At 41.1% G+C, this 16,351-nt stretch carries 14 protein-coding genes; 7 read left to right on the forward strand and 7 right to left on the reverse strand.

Going from position 1 to position 16,351, the window contains the following annotated elements:
• The first annotated feature begins 18 nt into the window (after positions 1-18).
• Positions 19-1,203 (forward strand): hypothetical protein, encoded by a 1,185-nt coding sequence (locus tag ACN20O_RS10950; RefSeq protein WP_491633974.1) that lies wholly within the window; start codon positions 19-21, stop codon positions 1,201-1,203.
• Here ACN20O_RS10950 and ACN20O_RS10955 read toward each other — a convergent pair.
• A complete protein-coding gene (locus tag ACN20O_RS10955; protein ID WP_491633975.1) occupies positions 1,173-4,136 on the reverse strand; it encodes a hypothetical protein in 2,964 nt (987 codons plus the stop codon). The two genes, ACN20O_RS10950 and ACN20O_RS10955, sit on opposite strands and share 31 nt — an antisense overlap.
• A 117-nt stretch (positions 4,137-4,253) precedes the next feature.
• Here ACN20O_RS10955 and ACN20O_RS10960 point away from each other — a divergent pair, with 117 nt between their 5' ends.
• The 4 genes from ACN20O_RS10960 to ACN20O_RS10975 are packed head-to-tail and all read left to right on the forward strand — an operon-like array spanning position 4,254 to position 9,189.
• Entirely contained in the window at positions 4,254-6,806 is a 2,553-nt protein-coding gene (locus ACN20O_RS10960; protein WP_491633976.1) for a SpoIIE family protein phosphatase, read from the forward strand.
• Positions 6,803-7,273 carry a hypothetical protein gene (locus ACN20O_RS10965; protein WP_491633977.1) on the forward strand — a complete coding sequence of 157 codons (471 nt, stop codon included), beginning with the start codon at positions 6,803-6,805 and terminating at the stop codon, positions 7,271-7,273. The genes ACN20O_RS10960 and ACN20O_RS10965 overlap by 4 nt, the downstream gene beginning before the upstream one ends.
• A 1-nt stretch (position 7,274) precedes the next feature.
• Positions 7,275-8,786: a hybrid sensor histidine kinase/response regulator gene (locus ACN20O_RS10970; RefSeq protein ID WP_491633978.1), complete on the forward strand. Its 1,512-nt coding sequence runs from the start codon at positions 7,275-7,277 to the stop codon at positions 8,784-8,786.
• Positions 8,779-9,189 (forward strand): response regulator, encoded by a 411-nt coding sequence (locus ACN20O_RS10975; RefSeq protein ID WP_491633979.1) that lies wholly within the window; start codon positions 8,779-8,781, stop codon positions 9,187-9,189. Before ACN20O_RS10970 ends, ACN20O_RS10975 begins: the two co-directional genes overlap by 8 nt.
• A 41-nt stretch (positions 9,190-9,230) precedes the next feature.
• Here ACN20O_RS10975 and ACN20O_RS10980 read toward each other — a convergent pair whose 3' ends face one another.
• Genes ACN20O_RS10980 through ACN20O_RS11000 form a run of 5 tightly spaced genes read right to left on the reverse strand, consistent with a single transcriptional unit; the run spans position 9,231 to position 13,747 of the window.
• The gene (locus tag ACN20O_RS10980) at positions 9,231-10,361 is read right to left on the reverse strand and encodes a vitamin K epoxide reductase/DsbA family protein (protein WP_491633980.1); all 1,131 of its coding nucleotides are present in this window, start codon (positions 10,359-10,361) and stop codon (positions 9,231-9,233) included.
• 14 nt (positions 10,362-10,375) lie between these two features.
• The gene (locus tag ACN20O_RS10985; RefSeq protein ID WP_491633981.1) at positions 10,376-10,963 is read right to left on the reverse strand and encodes a purine nucleoside phosphorylase YfiH/LACC1 family protein; all 588 of its coding nucleotides are present in this window, start codon (positions 10,961-10,963) and stop codon (positions 10,376-10,378) included.
• Positions 10,960-12,000 carry an RluA family pseudouridine synthase gene (locus ACN20O_RS10990; protein ID WP_491633982.1) on the reverse strand — a complete coding sequence of 347 codons (1,041 nt, stop codon included), beginning with the start codon at positions 11,998-12,000 and terminating at the stop codon, positions 10,960-10,962. The genes ACN20O_RS10985 and ACN20O_RS10990 overlap by 4 nt, the downstream gene beginning before the upstream one ends.
• Entirely contained in the window at positions 12,000-12,755 is a 756-nt protein-coding gene (locus ACN20O_RS10995; protein ID WP_491633983.1) for a helix-turn-helix domain-containing protein, read from the reverse strand. The genes ACN20O_RS10990 and ACN20O_RS10995 overlap by 1 nt, the downstream gene beginning before the upstream one ends.
• 35 nt (positions 12,756-12,790) lie before the next feature.
• Positions 12,791-13,747 (reverse strand): P-loop NTPase, encoded by a 957-nt coding sequence (locus ACN20O_RS11000; RefSeq protein ID WP_158649538.1) that lies wholly within the window; start codon positions 13,745-13,747, stop codon positions 12,791-12,793.
• A 255-nt stretch (positions 13,748-14,002) separates the two neighbouring features.
• Between ACN20O_RS11000 and ACN20O_RS11005 the strand changes: the two genes are divergently transcribed.
• Positions 14,003-14,668: a diacylglycerol/polyprenol kinase family protein gene (locus tag ACN20O_RS11005; protein ID WP_491633984.1), complete on the forward strand. Its 666-nt coding sequence runs from the start codon at positions 14,003-14,005 to the stop codon at positions 14,666-14,668.
• A gap of 4 nt (positions 14,669-14,672) precedes the next feature.
• On the opposite strand, the gene ACN20O_RS11010 is transcribed toward ACN20O_RS11005, so the two are convergent.
• Positions 14,673-15,326 (reverse strand): LON peptidase substrate-binding domain-containing protein, encoded by a 654-nt coding sequence (locus ACN20O_RS11010; protein ID WP_491633985.1) that lies wholly within the window; start codon positions 15,324-15,326, stop codon positions 14,673-14,675.
• A 102-nt stretch (positions 15,327-15,428) separates the two neighbouring features.
• On the opposite strand from ACN20O_RS11010, the gene ACN20O_RS11015 reads away from it, so the two are divergent.
• The gene (locus ACN20O_RS11015; protein ID WP_491633986.1) at positions 15,429-16,340 is read left to right on the forward strand and encodes a type I phosphomannose isomerase catalytic subunit; all 912 of its coding nucleotides are present in this window, start codon (positions 15,429-15,431) and stop codon (positions 16,338-16,340) included.
• The last annotated feature ends 11 nt before the right edge of the window (positions 16,341-16,351 follow it).

The raw sequence follows: 16,351 nt of genomic DNA on the forward strand, positions 1-16,351 counted from the left end.
TTGGGTTAACATGTATGTATGAAATGCATGTTAATCCTTTTTCTTTTGTCTCCCTCAGCTTTTGCTATCGACTCAGGTGATGGATCTGATGGTGTTTGCAATATTTCTGGCGGGGCCGACACACAGATCACATCTGCAAGAAGTACCTATCAATGTAAATCATTAAACATCGATGCCACTTTAACTGCTTTTAGCGGCAGTGGAGGAGCTTTCAATGGTGATCCTTTAATTATTAAAGTTCAGGAAGATGTAACTATCCAGGCAGGTGTAACCGTTGATATGAGCGGAGCCAATGGCAGTAACGGCTCAATTGGTTCTGTATCAAATGGCGGACGCGCAGGTGCTGGTGGATTTGCTGGTGGAAATTCAACGATCTCTATTGGCAGCAATGGAAACGGAAGCGGGGCCGGAACCGGCGGACAATATGGAACGGGCTCAGGGATCACTGATTCGTATGGTGGCGGTGGCGGTGGTGGAAGTTATAAGACGACTTCTGCGACTCAGCCTTCAGCTGGAAACGACAACGACAACAGTGTAACGATTCCTGCAGGCGCCAACGGAACAACATACGGACCCGAAAGCGCGTTTGATACAAGCTTTGTTGGAGGCTCGGGTGGAGCGGCCGGTGGAGCAGGTTTAGCATCTGGTTCAACGATATGGTTTGGAAGTTCAGGTGGCGGTGGCGGCGGAGCGATCCGTATTATTGCCGGTGGTGATATTACAGTGGATGGGGCTATTATTTCTAACGGCGGAAACGGTGGTGGGAATGGCTCGACGACAAGTAGTGGAGGCGGAGGAGCGGGCTCAGGTGGAGCTGTTTGGCTTCAGGCCGGAGGAACTCTGACTGTCAGTGCATCAGGATCAATCAATGCCACTGGAGGAACGGGGGGAACTAACGATTCACTCTTCTCTGATGGATTTGGCGGAGATGGTGGAGACGGACGCATTCGTCTCGATGATGCTGATGGTGTCGTCACTATTGCCAATCCAGCTTCTGTATCACCAACTCCTTATAGCACTTCCTTTACTCCAACACCGATTTCATCAGGAACATCGGGAGTCTCGAGACAATACAGTAGTTCTGTTTCTTGTGCGAAAGTTGCACTGGATGAATCAGGGCCTTCTTTTGTCATTAATATGTTGGTTGGTTTTTTAGCAGCGGCACTTCTTCATTATTCAATATCTAGAAAATCAAAAGTGTAATTGAACATCAGACCAAAACTCATGAATGAGTGTTTGTTTTCTTCTTTGGTGAAAGAGACATTCTCTACGAAGACCCCAGCTCCATAATGAGACTTGATTTTCACCATGGCATCAGCATGAAGAGAAAGCAGTTTCCCAAAACCTGCTTCAGCATTTAAATCGAAAGCTCCTAACTTTGTACTAATGAAAGCTCCAGCAAGGGGGGAAGAAAAACCTTCATCGGTGATTTTTAAATTAGACTCTACATAAATTGTCTTTTTGACAAAGGCGATCATTGGCCCCCATGAAAAGCTATCGGACTTTCTGATCATCTTGAGATTTAAGTCCATGTCCATGAAAGTGATCTCTTTAAAAACTTTTCCTCGGGAAAAAGAAAAAGCAGGGGAGATCAATTGAAAGTATTTCATTCCTATTGGTTTTTGATAAAGAACAGACCAGCTATTTAGAACTGTTCCACTGACTTCAGCAGAGTATTGGTCTGCTTTATTTTCATAACTCAATTGATGAGGCTTAAAAGCAAGTCTTAAATAGTGTTCATTTTCTTTTTTGACAATAGGAGCGACTTCGTTCTTAACTTCAATAACAGGAAGCTTTTCTTCAACGACAACTGGTGGTTCTATTTTTTTCGTAGCACAGCCAATTTGAAGCATGCGGCGTTTAGACGTATTGTCTCCTGCTTCTACTTTCCAAAAATATTCACCTTCGCGGTTATCAAACATCTTGCAGTTGATTTTAAAGTCAGTCGCATTAACCTTTTTTGAAAGTAGAACTTGAGTGAATTCCAAATCTCGCGAGATGGAGATTTGATAAGTTTTAGTCTCAGCAATAGCTTCCCAGCTTAAGAGAGCTGAGTCCTCTTCTTCCGGCATAACTGCAGCACGATGCCTTGGTAAAAGAAGTTGAATCTCAACAGGCTCAGGTTTTAAAAGCTCAGGATTCACTTCAGCTTCTAAAGTTGAAATACGCGAGAATTCAGTTTTTCGCCCCCAAAAATCTACATAAGAAACACGCCAGTAAAAAACACCCGGAGTGGCATTTTTCCAAATAACATGGGGGGCTTCAGTTTCAATTCTAGTAATCAGAGTTTTTAGATCACTATCTTTGTAAATTTCGACGATATAGCTTTTTGCTCGAGAATTGGCCGGTAGATCCCATTCAGCGACAGCGACTGGCCCTTCAGCGTGAGCTCTGCCGATAAAAAGATCAAAAATATTAAATGACGTTGACTCTTCTAAATACTTCAGCTTGATTTTTAAGCTTGGAGTGATTTCCGGACGAGAAAGTGGAGGAGATGGTTTAATCTCAACACTCACCGGGCTTGAGTACTCTACATTTTCACCTTTTTTCACCTTGACTCGCCAGAAGTATCTTCCAGTATTGGCCAGGCTGGTTGAGGCATTGTTCGTGTCTACATCTTTAGCGACAATAATTTTCTTAAAGCCAGGGTCATCAGAGAGCTCAAACTGATAAACTGAAGAGGCTTCAACTTTGTCCCACTTAAAAGACACAAGCTGGTCTGGTTTTTCAAGCTCAATGACTGCGCCTTCGCTTGGCATTTGAGCTAAACGAAGGGGAGATTTGATAACAATTTTTCCGGCAATCTTATTTGACGTCACTCCAGAAAGTGTTTCTCCTTGAACTTCCCAACTGTATTCGCCTTTATCTTTTAAGTTAATAGGCAGTGATGTTTGCTCAGTTTCAAAATCTTGAACAATGTCGTCTTTAATTAAGCGGACTTTATAATGAACAGATGAAGGGCCAGTCCATGAAAGAACCTGAGAGGTCTGTTGATCGTTGTAATTTACTTTTTCTAAGAGTGCTGGAGTGATCGCCGTAATACTCACCGGACGCGCTTCCATCACACTCAGTGAAAGAGGGGAGCTCCAAAGTGCAAGCGGCCTTTCGGGAGAGTCGATTCTGACTGAAACTTGATAAGTCCCAATTTCAGAAGGAGTGAATTCATAATTGTTTTTAGAAAGCTTAATCTCTTCAGTCTTTTTATCAGGAGATTCAAGTCTTAAAAGAAAGTTCGCAATATTATTTTTGGGCCAGCTGATAAAGGCCTTATCTGTAAGTTTGGGCCCTTTATAGAGAATACTTTCGCGGGCATTAACGGCTACTGGGATTTCTTCAATTAAGGTAAAAGTCTTAATTGGGCCAGATAACTGGTCTTGTCCCGTGAGTCTCCAGAAATAAGTACCTGCTTCAGAAAAACTCAGAGTTTTTTGGTTCGCATCTATTTCTTCAGAGTAAAAAATCTTTTTGAAGTTGGCATCTTTGGCAATGGTTAAAGTGGCCGGTGTATCGTCAACGACAGATTTCCAAGAGAATTCAAGTGCGGTGTCTTTTACGAAGTAACGTCGCAAGTTGTGAGCAGGAGATTCAGGGATAAATGGTATCATTTTGACTTTGATATTTCCCGTTCTAAGGTCCTGGATAACAACCTGATTGGGTAATATTTCCTGATCTTTCAGGCGGGCCTTTCCATCGAGCAGAAGAAATTTATTTTCACCAGTGCCTTGTTCGATTTGGATGTTGGCATTATCCGACTTAAATGAATATTTTTTCCCGCCTAATTCAATATCCAGGTTAGGGGAGTCCTTGTTAAGTTTAGCAATCAGGTTTCCCTTGTCCAAGCTGAAGGTGTTAGTCTTATTTACGGTCTTAATTCTAAGAAGTGAGTTTTCAAAAAGACTGATTTCCGGGCCATTAATAAAATTAATCTTCGCTGAAGATTGTCCGTGGGTGTAGATTTCATCATTTGGGGATAGGGAGTCGCCGGGTTTTACATCGGTCCATCCCTGATAAAAATCGCGTTTTCGTTTTACGGTTTTGAGTTGTTCTACAATTGAGGCGACTTTCATTTCATCGCCGTTTCCCTGAGATTTAGGCGCGTAGAGCACATAGAGACTCATAAGCGCCAGCGCACTCATAAAGACGAGTAAAAAATTGTCAAAAGTCTTAAGTCTCAAAAATTTGCCGCATATTGGGTTTCTTCTAAGTTATTGTAACATTAAGCTACAAAAACTTTTTAGCTAGGAAGAATAATCTTGATTAGAAAAGTCAAATTTTCTTTGAAATACAAATTCGTTGCGGCGATCTCAGTATTGCTACTGTTGACGATGGGATTTTATCTTTCCTATGCTTTAAACATATTTAAGGAAGATAAGGCCGCTGATGTTTATTCAATCGCACTTACAAATTCCATTTCCGTAGCAGAAAGAACAAAACTTTTAATTAACGAAGACACCAATCTTTTAAACTCGCTTAAAGACAGTGAGAGTGGTGATGATATCGGTCAGAAGATGCAGACTATGGCCTCAACCCACGATGAGATCCTGGGCGTTGAGTGTCTGGTGAATAATGAAAATTACTTAAGTGCTAAGAACAATAAAAAATTAGCAGAGCTTACAGGTAATGATGAAGAAAAAATTCTCGATCAGGGGCACGGTGCTTTTGAGTGGATGAAGTCTATTCCAACCGGGACGACGAGAGTGGAGATGGACAGAGTTCCGGGTTTTCCTTCGCATTTCACTATCATTAAAGCATTGGAGCAAAACTTAAAATGTGCTCTGCATATTTCCTATGAAAAGTTGATGCCTCTCATGAACGAGACACTTAATTACGGGACTTACATCCTGACAGGAAGTGGAAAGGTTTTCTTTAAACTCAACAATATTAATGTTCCAAAAGATTTAAAGAAGATTGTGACGGACCAGACAGTAGTCGATATCGAGCAAGGTGTAAAAAAATTCAATGATAATGGTGTTGCCGTCATCAGGGCCTTCTCGAAGGTTCCGGGGTTAGAGCTTATTTCAATTACTGAGATTGAAGAGAGTAAAGCTTTCCTTGCTTCGAGTTTGTTAATTCAAAAATCCCTTTTCTTTGGAGTCCTGATCCTGTCGGTCGCCGTCATTGTCGGTATTCTTTTTACCAAGAGAATGACTAAAAATGTGCAGACACTTTTTGAAGCGACAACTCAAATGTCCCAAGGGAATTTCGATGTAAATCCTTCTGCTGAAGGAAATGACGAGATCGGCGCCCTGACAGACTCATTTATCGACATGAAAGATAAGATTCTTATGTTCATGGATGAAATGAAAGAGAAGGCGAGAATTGAAAGTGAGTTAAAAGTAGCTCAACTAGTTCAGAATTCTTTTTTTCCAAAGCACGCTATGGTGAAGTCGACTTTCAGTTTTGATGGTAGATATATGCCGGCATCAGAGTGTAGTGGTGACTGGTGGGGGTATTTTGAGCAAGGGCCTATCGTGACTATGATCGTCTGTGATGCCACTGGGCATGGAGTTCCTGCGGCCTTGATTACAGCGGCGGCCCACAGTTGCATTTCTACACTTAGAATTGATTCAGAGAAAACTTATATCTCACCAAAAGTTGTTTTGGAGAAACTTAATAAAGTTGTTTGCTCAATGAATTCCGAAATCCTGATGACAGCTTTTGTTCTGGAAATCAATGAAGAGAAAGGCGAAATTAAGTATTCAAATGCCTCTCATATGAATCCTTTTTTAATTCATAAAATCAACGGTGAGTACACCAAAGAAGGAGTTGATCCGTTAATTGGAAATAACGGGGCAAGAGTTGGTGAAAAGATCACATCGTCTTATGAAGAAACGTCAATGGCGATTGCTAAAGGCGATCGCATTATTATGTTCTCAGACGGTTTAACAGAGATGGAAGTTGAAGGGAAGGCCTGGGGACAGAGAAATTTCTTAAAAAGTGTTCTAAAGGGATGCCATCGTGAAGCGAGTGGACTTCTGAACGCTATTTTGGAAGATTTTGGAGAACATAGAAAAAATGCTCCATTGCAAGATGATATCACGCTTATTACGGTGAGTTTTGAAGGTCAGCGCGTGATTATTGAAGACAAGAATTCAAAGACCGATGACTCTTTATATGCCATTTCTAAATTAACAAATCAGGAAAACCTGGAGTTTTTAGCTGGCAGTAAGATTAACCATCTTATTGGACATAATACGCTGGACTTGAATCGTGAGATTCGCTTAGTGGAAGTACTGGAGTCCAAAAAAGAATTCTACCTTCCAGACTATATAGATGATGGTTATAAAAAACAGAGTTGGAATCTCGTTAGCAATTTTAGAATTCCTGCCGTTTTAAAGGAAATGGGGCAGAAGTTTAACGATGATTTTACAGAAGCGATTAAAGCCGATGTTTTAAAACTCGTGGCCGAAGAGCTTTTATCCAATGCCTTTTATCATTCAAACGGCGACCAGGCGGTAAGAGGAAAAGAAATTCTTTTTACACCGGATAGAGAAGTGGAGTTCTTATTTGCAGTTAGCAATGAAAACGTCATCGTATCTGTGAAGGGACCAAGTGGCTTTTCTTCGAGAGAAAAATTAATCACTAGTATTTGCCGCGCCTATAAGGAAAAAGCCCCATTGGATGGTAATGGGGGGGCCGGACTTGGGCTCTATATGGTCTATGAAAAGAGTAACCAGTTTTGGGTGATCAACGGTGGGCCAAACGCCGGGCAAATTATCTGTGTTTTTGAAAAATTTAATCGTTATAAAAAGGCTAAAGAGCGAGTGACATCGTTTCATTATATGGCCAAGGAGATCCGATCATGAGCGAAAAACTAACTATCACAACTCGAATTACAGATGTTACAGCGAATGTTGCACTAGAAGGAGTGATTGATGAGGACGCAAACTTCGATAAGATTAAGTCTCTGGGGATGAATCAGTTTATTTTTGACTTTAACAACGTCAGCATGATTAATTCATGTGGGATTAGAGAGTGGATCAAGTACTTAGACGGGCTGGGATCAGCAAGTATCACTTATATTAATTGTCCACAGATTATTATCGAGCAAGTAAATATGGTTCATGGCTTTATCCGTAAAGGTGTGGCAGTAGAATCTTTTTATGCTCCCTATTTTTGCACAAATTGCGACACGGGAAAGAAGATTCTTTTAAAGAGTTCGGAAGTTTTAGGGACCAAGCCACCTCTCAAACATTGCAACACTTGTAAAACAGAACTGGAATTTGATGCGATTGAAAAACAGTATTTTAGTTTTTTAAGCCAAGGGAAATAAGATGGATGCTTTTGAGTACCTAGACGATTTATTTGAGCCGGTAGTAGTAACAGAGCTTGATGGCTCCATTGCTTATTACAATGCCAGTTTTTTGTCTTTTTTTAAGACGACACCAAGGCTTATGCAAAAACAGAAAAACCTGGTGGAGTATCTAGGAATCATTATTCCAGACTTCAAAGAGTTTTTTACAAACGTCACTTCGCAAGGGCAGGCGATCACTCCGGAGTTAAATTTCTTCTTTGAAGGGCAGATGAATACCCTGATTGTCAAAGGAGCAAAAAAGGAACTCGATTATGTCTTATTTGTTTTTAAAGATGTAACAGTTGAAAAGCAGCTCAACGATAAGTACCGCGCTCAAATGGAAGAGCTAAAGAACACTTACGCTCAGGTGCTTCAATTTGACAAGCTGAAGGTTATTGGGGAAATGACAGCAAATATTTCTCATGAAATTAATAACCCGCTTACGGTAGCAGTGGGGAACGCAGAACTTATTTCTTTTTGTCTGGAAACGGCTGATTTGAATAATCAAAAAGACAATATTGAAAAATACAACAATAATGTCAATCACTCACTGGAGAGAATCAATAAGATCATATCTAATATGAAAGAGTTCTTACACAAGAGTGAAGATAAGAAAGAATACAGTGATGCCAAAGAGATCATTGAAAAATCGATTGCCCTTACAGCACCTTCATTAAAAGACACGGCAATCAAGGTCAATTTAAACATTCAGGGAACAGCACCAATTCTTCTAGTTAATAAAATTAAAGTTGAACAAGTTTTTGTTAATTTGATTCAAAATGCCATTGATTCATTAAAAGAATCTAATGTAAAGGACCCGGCCGTATCCATTGAGTTGACGACAGAAAAGAGTGGAAACTTTATTCGCATCGACGTCAAAGACAATGGAGCTGGAATCACGGACGAAAACCGCGAAAAGATCTTTAATGCTTTTTTTACAACTAAAGATATTGGAAAGGGGACAGGACTCGGGTTGTCTATTTCTCAGCAGATTATTCAGTCTCATCAAGGGAAGCTAGACTTGATTAAATCTGATAAAGGGGCCCATTTCAGGATCATTCTTCCGGCCATTGGTATTGCCGGTTTAGTTAATGGAAATTGGGAAAAACTGATCAACGAAGGGGATAAGGTTGTCCGTGTTTTAGTTGTTGATAACGAAATTAACATTCTGAACTTATGTATGAATTTTTTGTCTGAGAGCCGTTACGCTTTCCTCGGGGCTTCAAGTGCAACAGAAGCGTTAAGAGAAGTAGAGCGTACGCCTGTGCATATTATTATTACTGATTTTAAAATGCCGGAAATGGATGGAGAGAGTTTTATCAGGGAGCTTAGAAAACGCAATATCGAAGTTCCTGTCCTGTTTATGACTTCGAAAGACTTTGTTGAGAAATACAAGAAAATGAAAGATGAACTGGATTTAAAAGGGATCATCTTGAAACCATTTACCAGAGAAGAATTGGTTGGGGCCATTGGTGCAGTTGTAGATGAGTAGTGCAAAAAGAAAATATGCTATTTTAGTGGTCGACGACGACCCCAAGATCAGAGAGCTGGTGCAGGCCTTTTTTTCTTTGCGAAGTGATGAGGTGACCTGTGTAACGGCCGCTGATGTTCAACAGGCTGGGTTAAAGCTGTCTAATCAAGACTTCGATATGATTTTGATCGACAATATTATGCCTGTGAAAACTGGAATTGATTACGCTCTTTTTCTTCGCCGTTCGATCAAGTATGCTCGCACACCAATTGTTTTAATGTCCGGGGCCTTGTCTCAAGAGGATGTTTTTAAGGCGATTGAAGGCGGTATTAAAGATATTCTGGTGAAGCCATTTACTCTAAAGCAGTTGAGCGAAAAAATCACACCGTATGTAAAAAAAGCTTTAACGAGTGAACTTGGGTAAAAAAAAAGCGGCAGGATGACTGCCGCTTTGAGTGATAAATCTTATTTTCCACCACGTTTAATGATTTCATCCATGATTGCAAAAAGCTGATCTGGAGGAAGAACACCTTCGATTTTAACTCCGTTTAGAAGGAATGTCGGAGTCGATCTGATGTTGAATGGAGTCGCGGCATTGATAATGCTGACAACTTTTGCTTTTGTCGCCGGATCGGCAACACACTTTGCCACATTGTTTTTCTTGATAGCTTCGTCCAGAAAATCCGGAAGTCTTTCCTGATTGTGGAAGATTTCATCGTGAAGAGTGCCAAATTTTTCAGCAGGCATACAAGTTGCGTAATAAGCTGCACGACAAGCTTGTTGGTGAAGAGGTCTCTCCATTGACGGGTTACAATTGTGATCTAATGGATAGAAAAAATACTGAATATTAATTTTCCCACCGTAACGTAGAAGAAGCTGAGGCATAACTTCAGAAAGGGCCTTACAAGCAGGGCATTCGAAGTCAGAAAAAATCTGCATCTGGATCGGAGCATTTTCAGCAGTCGCGATCTTGTATTCCGATGGAGGATTAGGTTCGCCCAGTTTTGGAAGTGCGTAGTACTGTCTGATCAGGTCGTTGGCAACTGCAGAAATGTTTTCAGTTTTTTTATCAACAGTTGATTTTGTAATGAAGGCCGCAACCAGGATAACTGCAGCAAAACCACCAAGAATTGCAAAGTTTGGTTTGTAGTCTTCGCTGTCTTTATAGAACATCCAAAGAGTGATTCCTGAAACCACATAATAAAGAGAGCAGAATGGGCATAGGCCACCTAGGACAAAAAGCGAGTAGAAAAATAGCACCACACACCCAAGCATGTTAATCATCAGGGCGAAGTACATTGTTTTTTCATAAGCTTCATTCTTAATGAAGAGTCCAAGCATTACCAGAGCACCTACCACAATTCCAAAAACAGAGATTGGAACACCCGCGATATTTGACATTGGTGAAAGAGTTGTCTTGTCACAGTTAAAATAACTGTTCAGGTTACATAGTGAGCCTGATTCTAAACCAGTTGGGAATTTAAGTTCAAAGTAGTGGCCGGTTAAGTAGATTGAAAAACCGATCATGAGAGCGCTCAGTACAAATAGAGCGATGGTCGTATTCATCGAGCTATTGTACACAGATCTTTTTGTCATAAGGTACTCCGTTTTTATTCAGGAAAATAAATATTCCAGTTTCGACTTGCTGTTTGATTTCTTCTGTAACTGTGAAATTTAGGATCGGCAAAAGTGCAAAGACCACAATCTTCTATTACTATATCGGGGTAAGCGCTTTTTAGTTGCGCCTTTGAGACAAAAGAAAGATCAAAATAAATCTTTCCATCGATGGTCTTAAAAGCTTCCTGGTGAAGAGGGAAATTGGCCAGAAAATCCTTTTGAACCTCGTAATTGCCCTGGCGGATGTGAGGGCCGATAAAAGCAAAGACAGGGTTGATATCTTTAACCAGCTTATTGGTTAAAATATTCTGTGCTAGTCCTCTCCAGCCGGCATGGATGACAACGTGATGGTCTTTGCCAATTAAAACAAGAGGCACACAGTCGGCAGTTAAAATCGCTTTGGGGGTTGTGCTCTCGCCGACGATCCCGTCGCCAATTTGTTCCGGGCCACATTGCCCTTCAGCAAGAACGATATCCGAATGAGTCTGCTTAACTTTCAAGAAGTCCAGGTCAGGCCTTTCGTTAAACACAATGAAGCGTCCTCTTAAAAGGGGAGTTTCATAAGTGATGGCTTCGTTCATTGAGCAGCGTCCTCACTTTTCTTTTTCGAGTACTCCAGTACTTTTTGGAAAAGCGGTGGAGGTGGAACTTCAAAACGAAGCTTTTCTTTGGTGATTGGATGAACCAAACCCAGAACTTTGGCATGCAGGAATGGATAAGGGTAACCGTCAATGATTTCCTTATAGTCTGCACCCAGTTTCATCATCTGCTCATTTGGTGATCCATAAGTTGAATCGCCAATAATCGGCATGCGCAGAATTTCAGAAGTGTGCACGCGGATCTGGTGCGTGCGTCCGGTCTCAAGTTTGAATTCCATGTGAACATGTTTATCAAAGAGCTCCAGGACTTTATAGTTAGTGATTGCCGGTTTTCCACGAGTGGTTCCGGTTTTCATTTTTAAGCGGTTGTTTGGATCGCGGCCGATATTGCTTTCAATAGTGCCGTAAGATTGACACTTGTATCTCATAACTAAGGCTTCATAGTATCGCTCAATATCATGAGTAGAGAAAAGCAGAACCAGACCTTCGTGGCAGGCCTGCGTTTTAGCAATAACCATGACTCCGCTTGTGCCTTTATCCAGGCGGTGGACAATCCCCGGGCGCTTTTGATCGCCGATACCTTGAATGTCTTTGCAGTGATAAAGAATAGCGTTGACTAATGTTCCAGTGTAATTTCCTGGAGCGGGGTGAGTGACAAGTCCCGCTGGTTTATTAACAAACACCAGGTGCTCGTCTTCATAAAGGATTTCCAGCGGAATGTTTTCCGGAAGTGCCGTTGAAGGCAATAGCGGTGGAACTTCAACCTGAACAATAGCACCGGCCGGAGGCATTTTCTTTAATTCGATTTTTGCCTGAACCGGAGAATCTTCACTGAGAGTGATTTGGTCTTTTAAAAAAAGATTTTTTAAAAAAGTACGGGAATAGCCTTCGACTTTTTCAGCTAAATACTGATCAAAGCGCTTATAGGTTTCCCTATCTTCATTCGTAATCGTGAAAGTTAAAAATTGTTCTGAGTCTTCTGCTGATGAATCGATTTGATCTTTTTCTAAGTCATTCATTATGGTTTCAGTTTTTTCATCCTTGCTACATAAGAGTTAGCAACGACTTCAGGTTTTAGCTTTAAGCATTTAGCGTATTGGAAAACAAACCCACGAACATAAACAGGTGCGGGAAGTTTACCAAAATCTTCCATCTCAATTCCTTGAAGGTAGAGACGAGAAACTTTAGTCATATCGCTTAAGCGGTCAAGATCAAGATTTTTATATTCGCGGATCTTGCGCAGGAAATCTCCCGTGAACTCAGTCGCTTCTTCGATTTCTTTTTCAAAGTCAGCATTGATCACGTAATCAAGAGCAAATCTTTTTTGAGTCACAAGTTTATTTACGTTAGTTGCCGTAGATGAAGCGCTGTCTGAACCAGTTGATTGCGAGTTCAGGGTAAAATCTGCACTTGGAAGCACAGAAGAGGCACTACTCACCTGATGAGTCGGCATCACTTCACGTTCAATTCTTAAAGGGGCCACACGGTCTGAAAGAGAATTGTAGTTAAGTGAGCTGAAGTCGCGGTTAAGTCCACGGGCTTCATCGTAACGTTTTCTTTTTGTAGGGTCAGAAAGAATTGAATAGGCCTCTTCCACCATTTCCAGGACGTTTCTGCATTCTTCCGGGCTCATCAGCGAGTAAAGAGCAATTGAGTCCGAAGAATAAGCTGCTTTTGCTCTCTGGTAGCTGTGATAGATTTCTTCCGAACGGGCATTGGCCGGGATTTCTAAAACTTCATAATAATTTTTTAAATCAGACGTCGGATTATTCATAAAACTCTTTTGGGCTAAAAAAATAAATAATTAGATTAATTAATGTTTAATAAACGATGAATGATACGATCAAAGTTATTAACCAGAGTAGAGTTAGGGAACTCCATCAGAAGAGGTTTTCTCTTCTTCACACTCTGCCAAACTGTCGCATCGTAATCAAGGTAACCAACATAATCTAAGTTGATACCGAAATATTTTTTACTAATCAGCTTCATCGAGAAACCGATATCAATATCAGACTGAGTTCTTACCTGGTTAATGATCAGCTTTGGTTGAAGACGATTGATCTCCGAGCGTAGCTTCTGACCGACAACCGGATTGATTTCAATCACACGGTTAATTAAATCAGCAGGTGTAGAGTTTTGAGAAAGTTTTGCGTTCATTGCCTGGTCAATCAGTGGCCCGATTTCCAGTAGCTCTTCGGCCATCTTTAACTTTCTATGGTAAACCGTTTTAATGAAACGGTATGAGTTCTCAATTGATGTCGGCTCAGGAAGAGTGGTAATGATTCCCTGATCGGCCGAGATAAAGAAGTCGATTGTGTTAAAAGTTGTCCCCGCACCAAGGTCTAATAAAACGTAATCCACAGGCAGTTCGCTGAACTGGGCCAGAAGTTTCGCTTTATGCATTTGTTTTAGGTTGGCGATTCCCAAATCATCCTGAGCACCAGAAATAATGAAGAGGTTGTTGATCGCTGTAGGGGTTAAAAGTTCAGTTAAGGTCCTGACTTTTTTAGAAAGATAGTCAGATAAGGTCTTTTCAGGTATAGGTACGCCCAAGCAAGTGTGGAGATTCGCTCCACCTAAGTCCAAATCAATAGCAGCTACTTTATGTCCCATCAAGGCCAAGCAGATCGCTAAATTGGCCGTCACAAGGCTCTTTCCAACCCCACCTTTACCACCACCGATGGCCCAGATTTTTTGTTGCCCTTGGGGCGACAAATGTGTTTGAAATTCGCTACTTAGACTACTTTGGTCGTTATTATTAAACACTAGATTCCATCCTAAATTATCTACGGCAATAACATTCAATTGTATTTGCAATAGATATTATAGGGATAAAAATATCGGATTGGTAAGCGAAAAAATAGCAAAGTGGTTGATTACATTATTGTTGTAATTAATGCAGGGAGATTTACTCTTGTCACGTCTTAAGTTAGTCTTAAAAACGATAAATTAGATACTTGAAAGGAATAGGCGACTTGCATGCTAGGTTTTTGTAAGCGGCCTCTGACTTAGGAGCCTTAAATGGGTCAAGTGAATATGTCACAATTTAGAATCACATCGCCACTGCGTTTAAGAACTGATCTGCACTTAACTCGCAAAATTTGGCACATCTCTACAGGACTTGCAGGTCTAGTTGCGTATAAGAAATCAGGCATTTCTGTAGATAATGTGGCTTACATTCTCTTGGCCTTTGCCGTTACTGCTTTCTTGTTCGAGTTTTTGCGTTTAAGAAATCCAAAGGTGAACCAAGTGGCCATGCTTCTTATGAAGCCAGTAATGAGGGAATCGGAGAGGAACTCAGTAAGTGGGTTACCTTTTTATGCTCTAGGTGTCTCTCTTGCGCTTTTCTTCTTCCCTGAACGCATTGCTATTCTTGCTATCTTATTCTTAATCTTTGCTGATCCAATCGCCTCATTCTTTGGAATCCTTTACGGAAGAGACAAGATCCTTCCAAATAAGTCACTTCAAGGAACGATTGCAGCATTCTCAGTTTGTTACTTAGCAACTATCGTGTACGGATTGATTTATGTGGGGCCAAGCACACACCTTTTAGTGTTTGCTATCTTGGCCGGAATCATCGGTGCGATTTCTGAGATGTGTTCTCAATTTGTCGACGACAACCTATGTATTCCAGTTGTGTCTGGACTAGGTCTTTACCTGGTGAACTTCATCGTTCCCCTGTTCTAAAAAATTAAATAGCATTTTTAATATCAGTATCAGGTTCGAGGCGTTCAAAGTTTTTGATCGCCTCGCTCATGGCCGTGTCTTCTATCTCCGGGGCTTTTCCACGAAGAAGAGCGTCCATCATGCGAATGCGCTCAGAGAGTGAAACACTCGTCAGGAAGATTTCTTTAAGCTCCACATCTTTTAAAACCAAGAGACAAAGGTTGTTGATGAGCCTGGTGGGCGAGTTCATTTCTTTTAAAAAGCGCTCGCGCTCTTTGGTGCTGGTGATGTGGCGGTTGAGCCAGTTTTCTAAAATCACATGCAGGCGTCCAACTGAGTCGTCGAGAATGACGGCCTGGTCTTGGACGTCGAAGTAGTCTTCGACTTGGAAAATAGGAAAAGGAAGATGCTGTTCTTGAGTTAGAAGTCTCACGCGCGCAAGCCCCTGTACAAGTACAGTCATGCTTTTATCGTCGTTGTGCTCTAAAAGCAGAATGCGCCCGACCGTTCCAATCTTATTGGCCCGCAGGCTCGGGTGATAGAAGGCCAGGTGCTGACCTTGTTCATAACACTCCAAAAGAACCTCTTTTGAGATTCCATCATTCACCGTCAACGGGATCACCGTCTGAGGGAAAAAGACGTTATTGAAGAGGTAAAGGGTTGGAAAAGAGTGCTTCATTTGGCCATTTTAGCAGAGGGTCCTAAAACCCTGTAATTCGTGCTTACACCCTTGAAATCTCATGCCCCCCCTGAGAGAATATCGCCAATTCTTAGAGGATTTATGATTTATTATTTAACTCCCTCTGCCCATAGAACAATTTGGGGGGGAAAACATTTAGAAAGTTTAAAAAATCTCCCGGTAGAAAAAGGGGCAGACCCCTATGGTGAAACATGGGAAATTTCAGTTCATCCTCAAGGGCCAAGTTTTTGTAACGGAAAAAAATTAGAAGTTTCTTCTCACGCTGAACTTCCATACTTGGTTAAAATTCTCGATACAGCAAAAAATCTTTCTGTTCAGGTTCACCCTGACGATGAGTACGCGCGCCTCCATGAAAATAGCAGTGGTAAAGCTGAATGTTATGTCATCATCGCGTGTGAAAGAAAGGCGATTTTATATTTAGGAATGAAGCCTGGTGTGACCAAAGAATCATTTCTAAAAGGCCTGGAAAATAAGAAAAACATGAGCGAGTATATGAATGCTTTCGAGGTCAAACCTGGAGACTTTTTCTTTACTCCTCCTGGATCAATTCACGCTATCGGCGCTGGTATTACCATGGCCGAAGTTCAGCAGAGTTCAGGGATCACTTACCGTGTTTGGGACTGGGACCGCCTTGATTCCCAAGGTAAACCAAGACAACTTCACGTGGAGAAATCTCTCGATGTGATTAACTTTGATCCGAGTGCAAATACAAAAGAATTTTTTAAATTCACTGAAAATATTTTTAGTCATGATGGGGCAAGGGTTTTAGCTGAGCATCCGGATTTTAAATTAACATTGGTGAATTTGAAAAAAGGACAAAAGATTTCGCTTCCATTATCTCAATCCAAAAGACTACCTTCGATTCTAAATCTGCAGGGGAAGTTGTCTGTGAATAATCATCTGGTCGAGGCTTATAATTCTGTTTTGCTTAAAGGTGAGACGGAGTTAAATGTTGTCGGAGTAGATGGGACTTCGTTTCTTTTCATTCAGTAAGAAAAAAGCCT

This window comes from Bacteriovorax sp. As-1 (genome assembly GCF_058446905.1).

Excerpts from the sequence above, each read along its gene's own strand:
- ACN20O_RS10950 (WP_491633974.1), top strand. The coding sequence starts at position 19 with ATGAAATGCATGTTAATCCTTTTTCTTTTGTCTCCCTCAGCTTTTGCT.
- ACN20O_RS10955 (WP_491633975.1), bottom strand. The coding sequence starts at position 4,136 with ATGAGTGCGCTGGCGCTTATGAGTCTCTATGTGCTCTACGCGCCTAAA.
- ACN20O_RS10965 (WP_491633977.1), top strand. The coding sequence starts at position 6,803 with ATGAGCGAAAAACTAACTATCACAACTCGAATTACAGATGTTACAGCG.
- ACN20O_RS10970 (WP_491633978.1), top strand. The coding sequence starts at position 7,275 with ATGGATGCTTTTGAGTACCTAGACGATTTATTTGAGCCGGTAGTAGTA.
- ACN20O_RS10975 (WP_491633979.1), top strand. The coding sequence starts at position 8,779 with ATGAGTAGTGCAAAAAGAAAATATGCTATTTTAGTGGTCGACGACGAC.
- ACN20O_RS10980 (WP_491633980.1), bottom strand. The coding sequence starts at position 10,361 with ATGACAAAAAGATCTGTGTACAATAGCTCGATGAATACGACCATCGCT.
- ACN20O_RS10985 (WP_491633981.1), bottom strand. The coding sequence starts at position 10,963 with ATGAACGAAGCCATCACTTATGAAACTCCCCTTTTAAGAGGACGCTTC.
- ACN20O_RS10990 (WP_491633982.1), bottom strand. The coding sequence starts at position 12,000 with ATGAATGACTTAGAAAAAGATCAAATCGATTCATCAGCAGAAGACTCA.
- ACN20O_RS10995 (WP_491633983.1), bottom strand. The coding sequence starts at position 12,755 with ATGAATAATCCGACGTCTGATTTAAAAAATTATTATGAAGTTTTAGAA.
- ACN20O_RS11005 (WP_491633984.1), top strand. The coding sequence starts at position 14,003 with ATGGGTCAAGTGAATATGTCACAATTTAGAATCACATCGCCACTGCGT.
- ACN20O_RS11010 (WP_491633985.1), bottom strand. The coding sequence starts at position 15,326 with ATGAAGCACTCTTTTCCAACCCTTTACCTCTTCAATAACGTCTTTTTC.
- ACN20O_RS11015 (WP_491633986.1), top strand. The coding sequence starts at position 15,429 with ATGATTTATTATTTAACTCCCTCTGCCCATAGAACAATTTGGGGGGGA.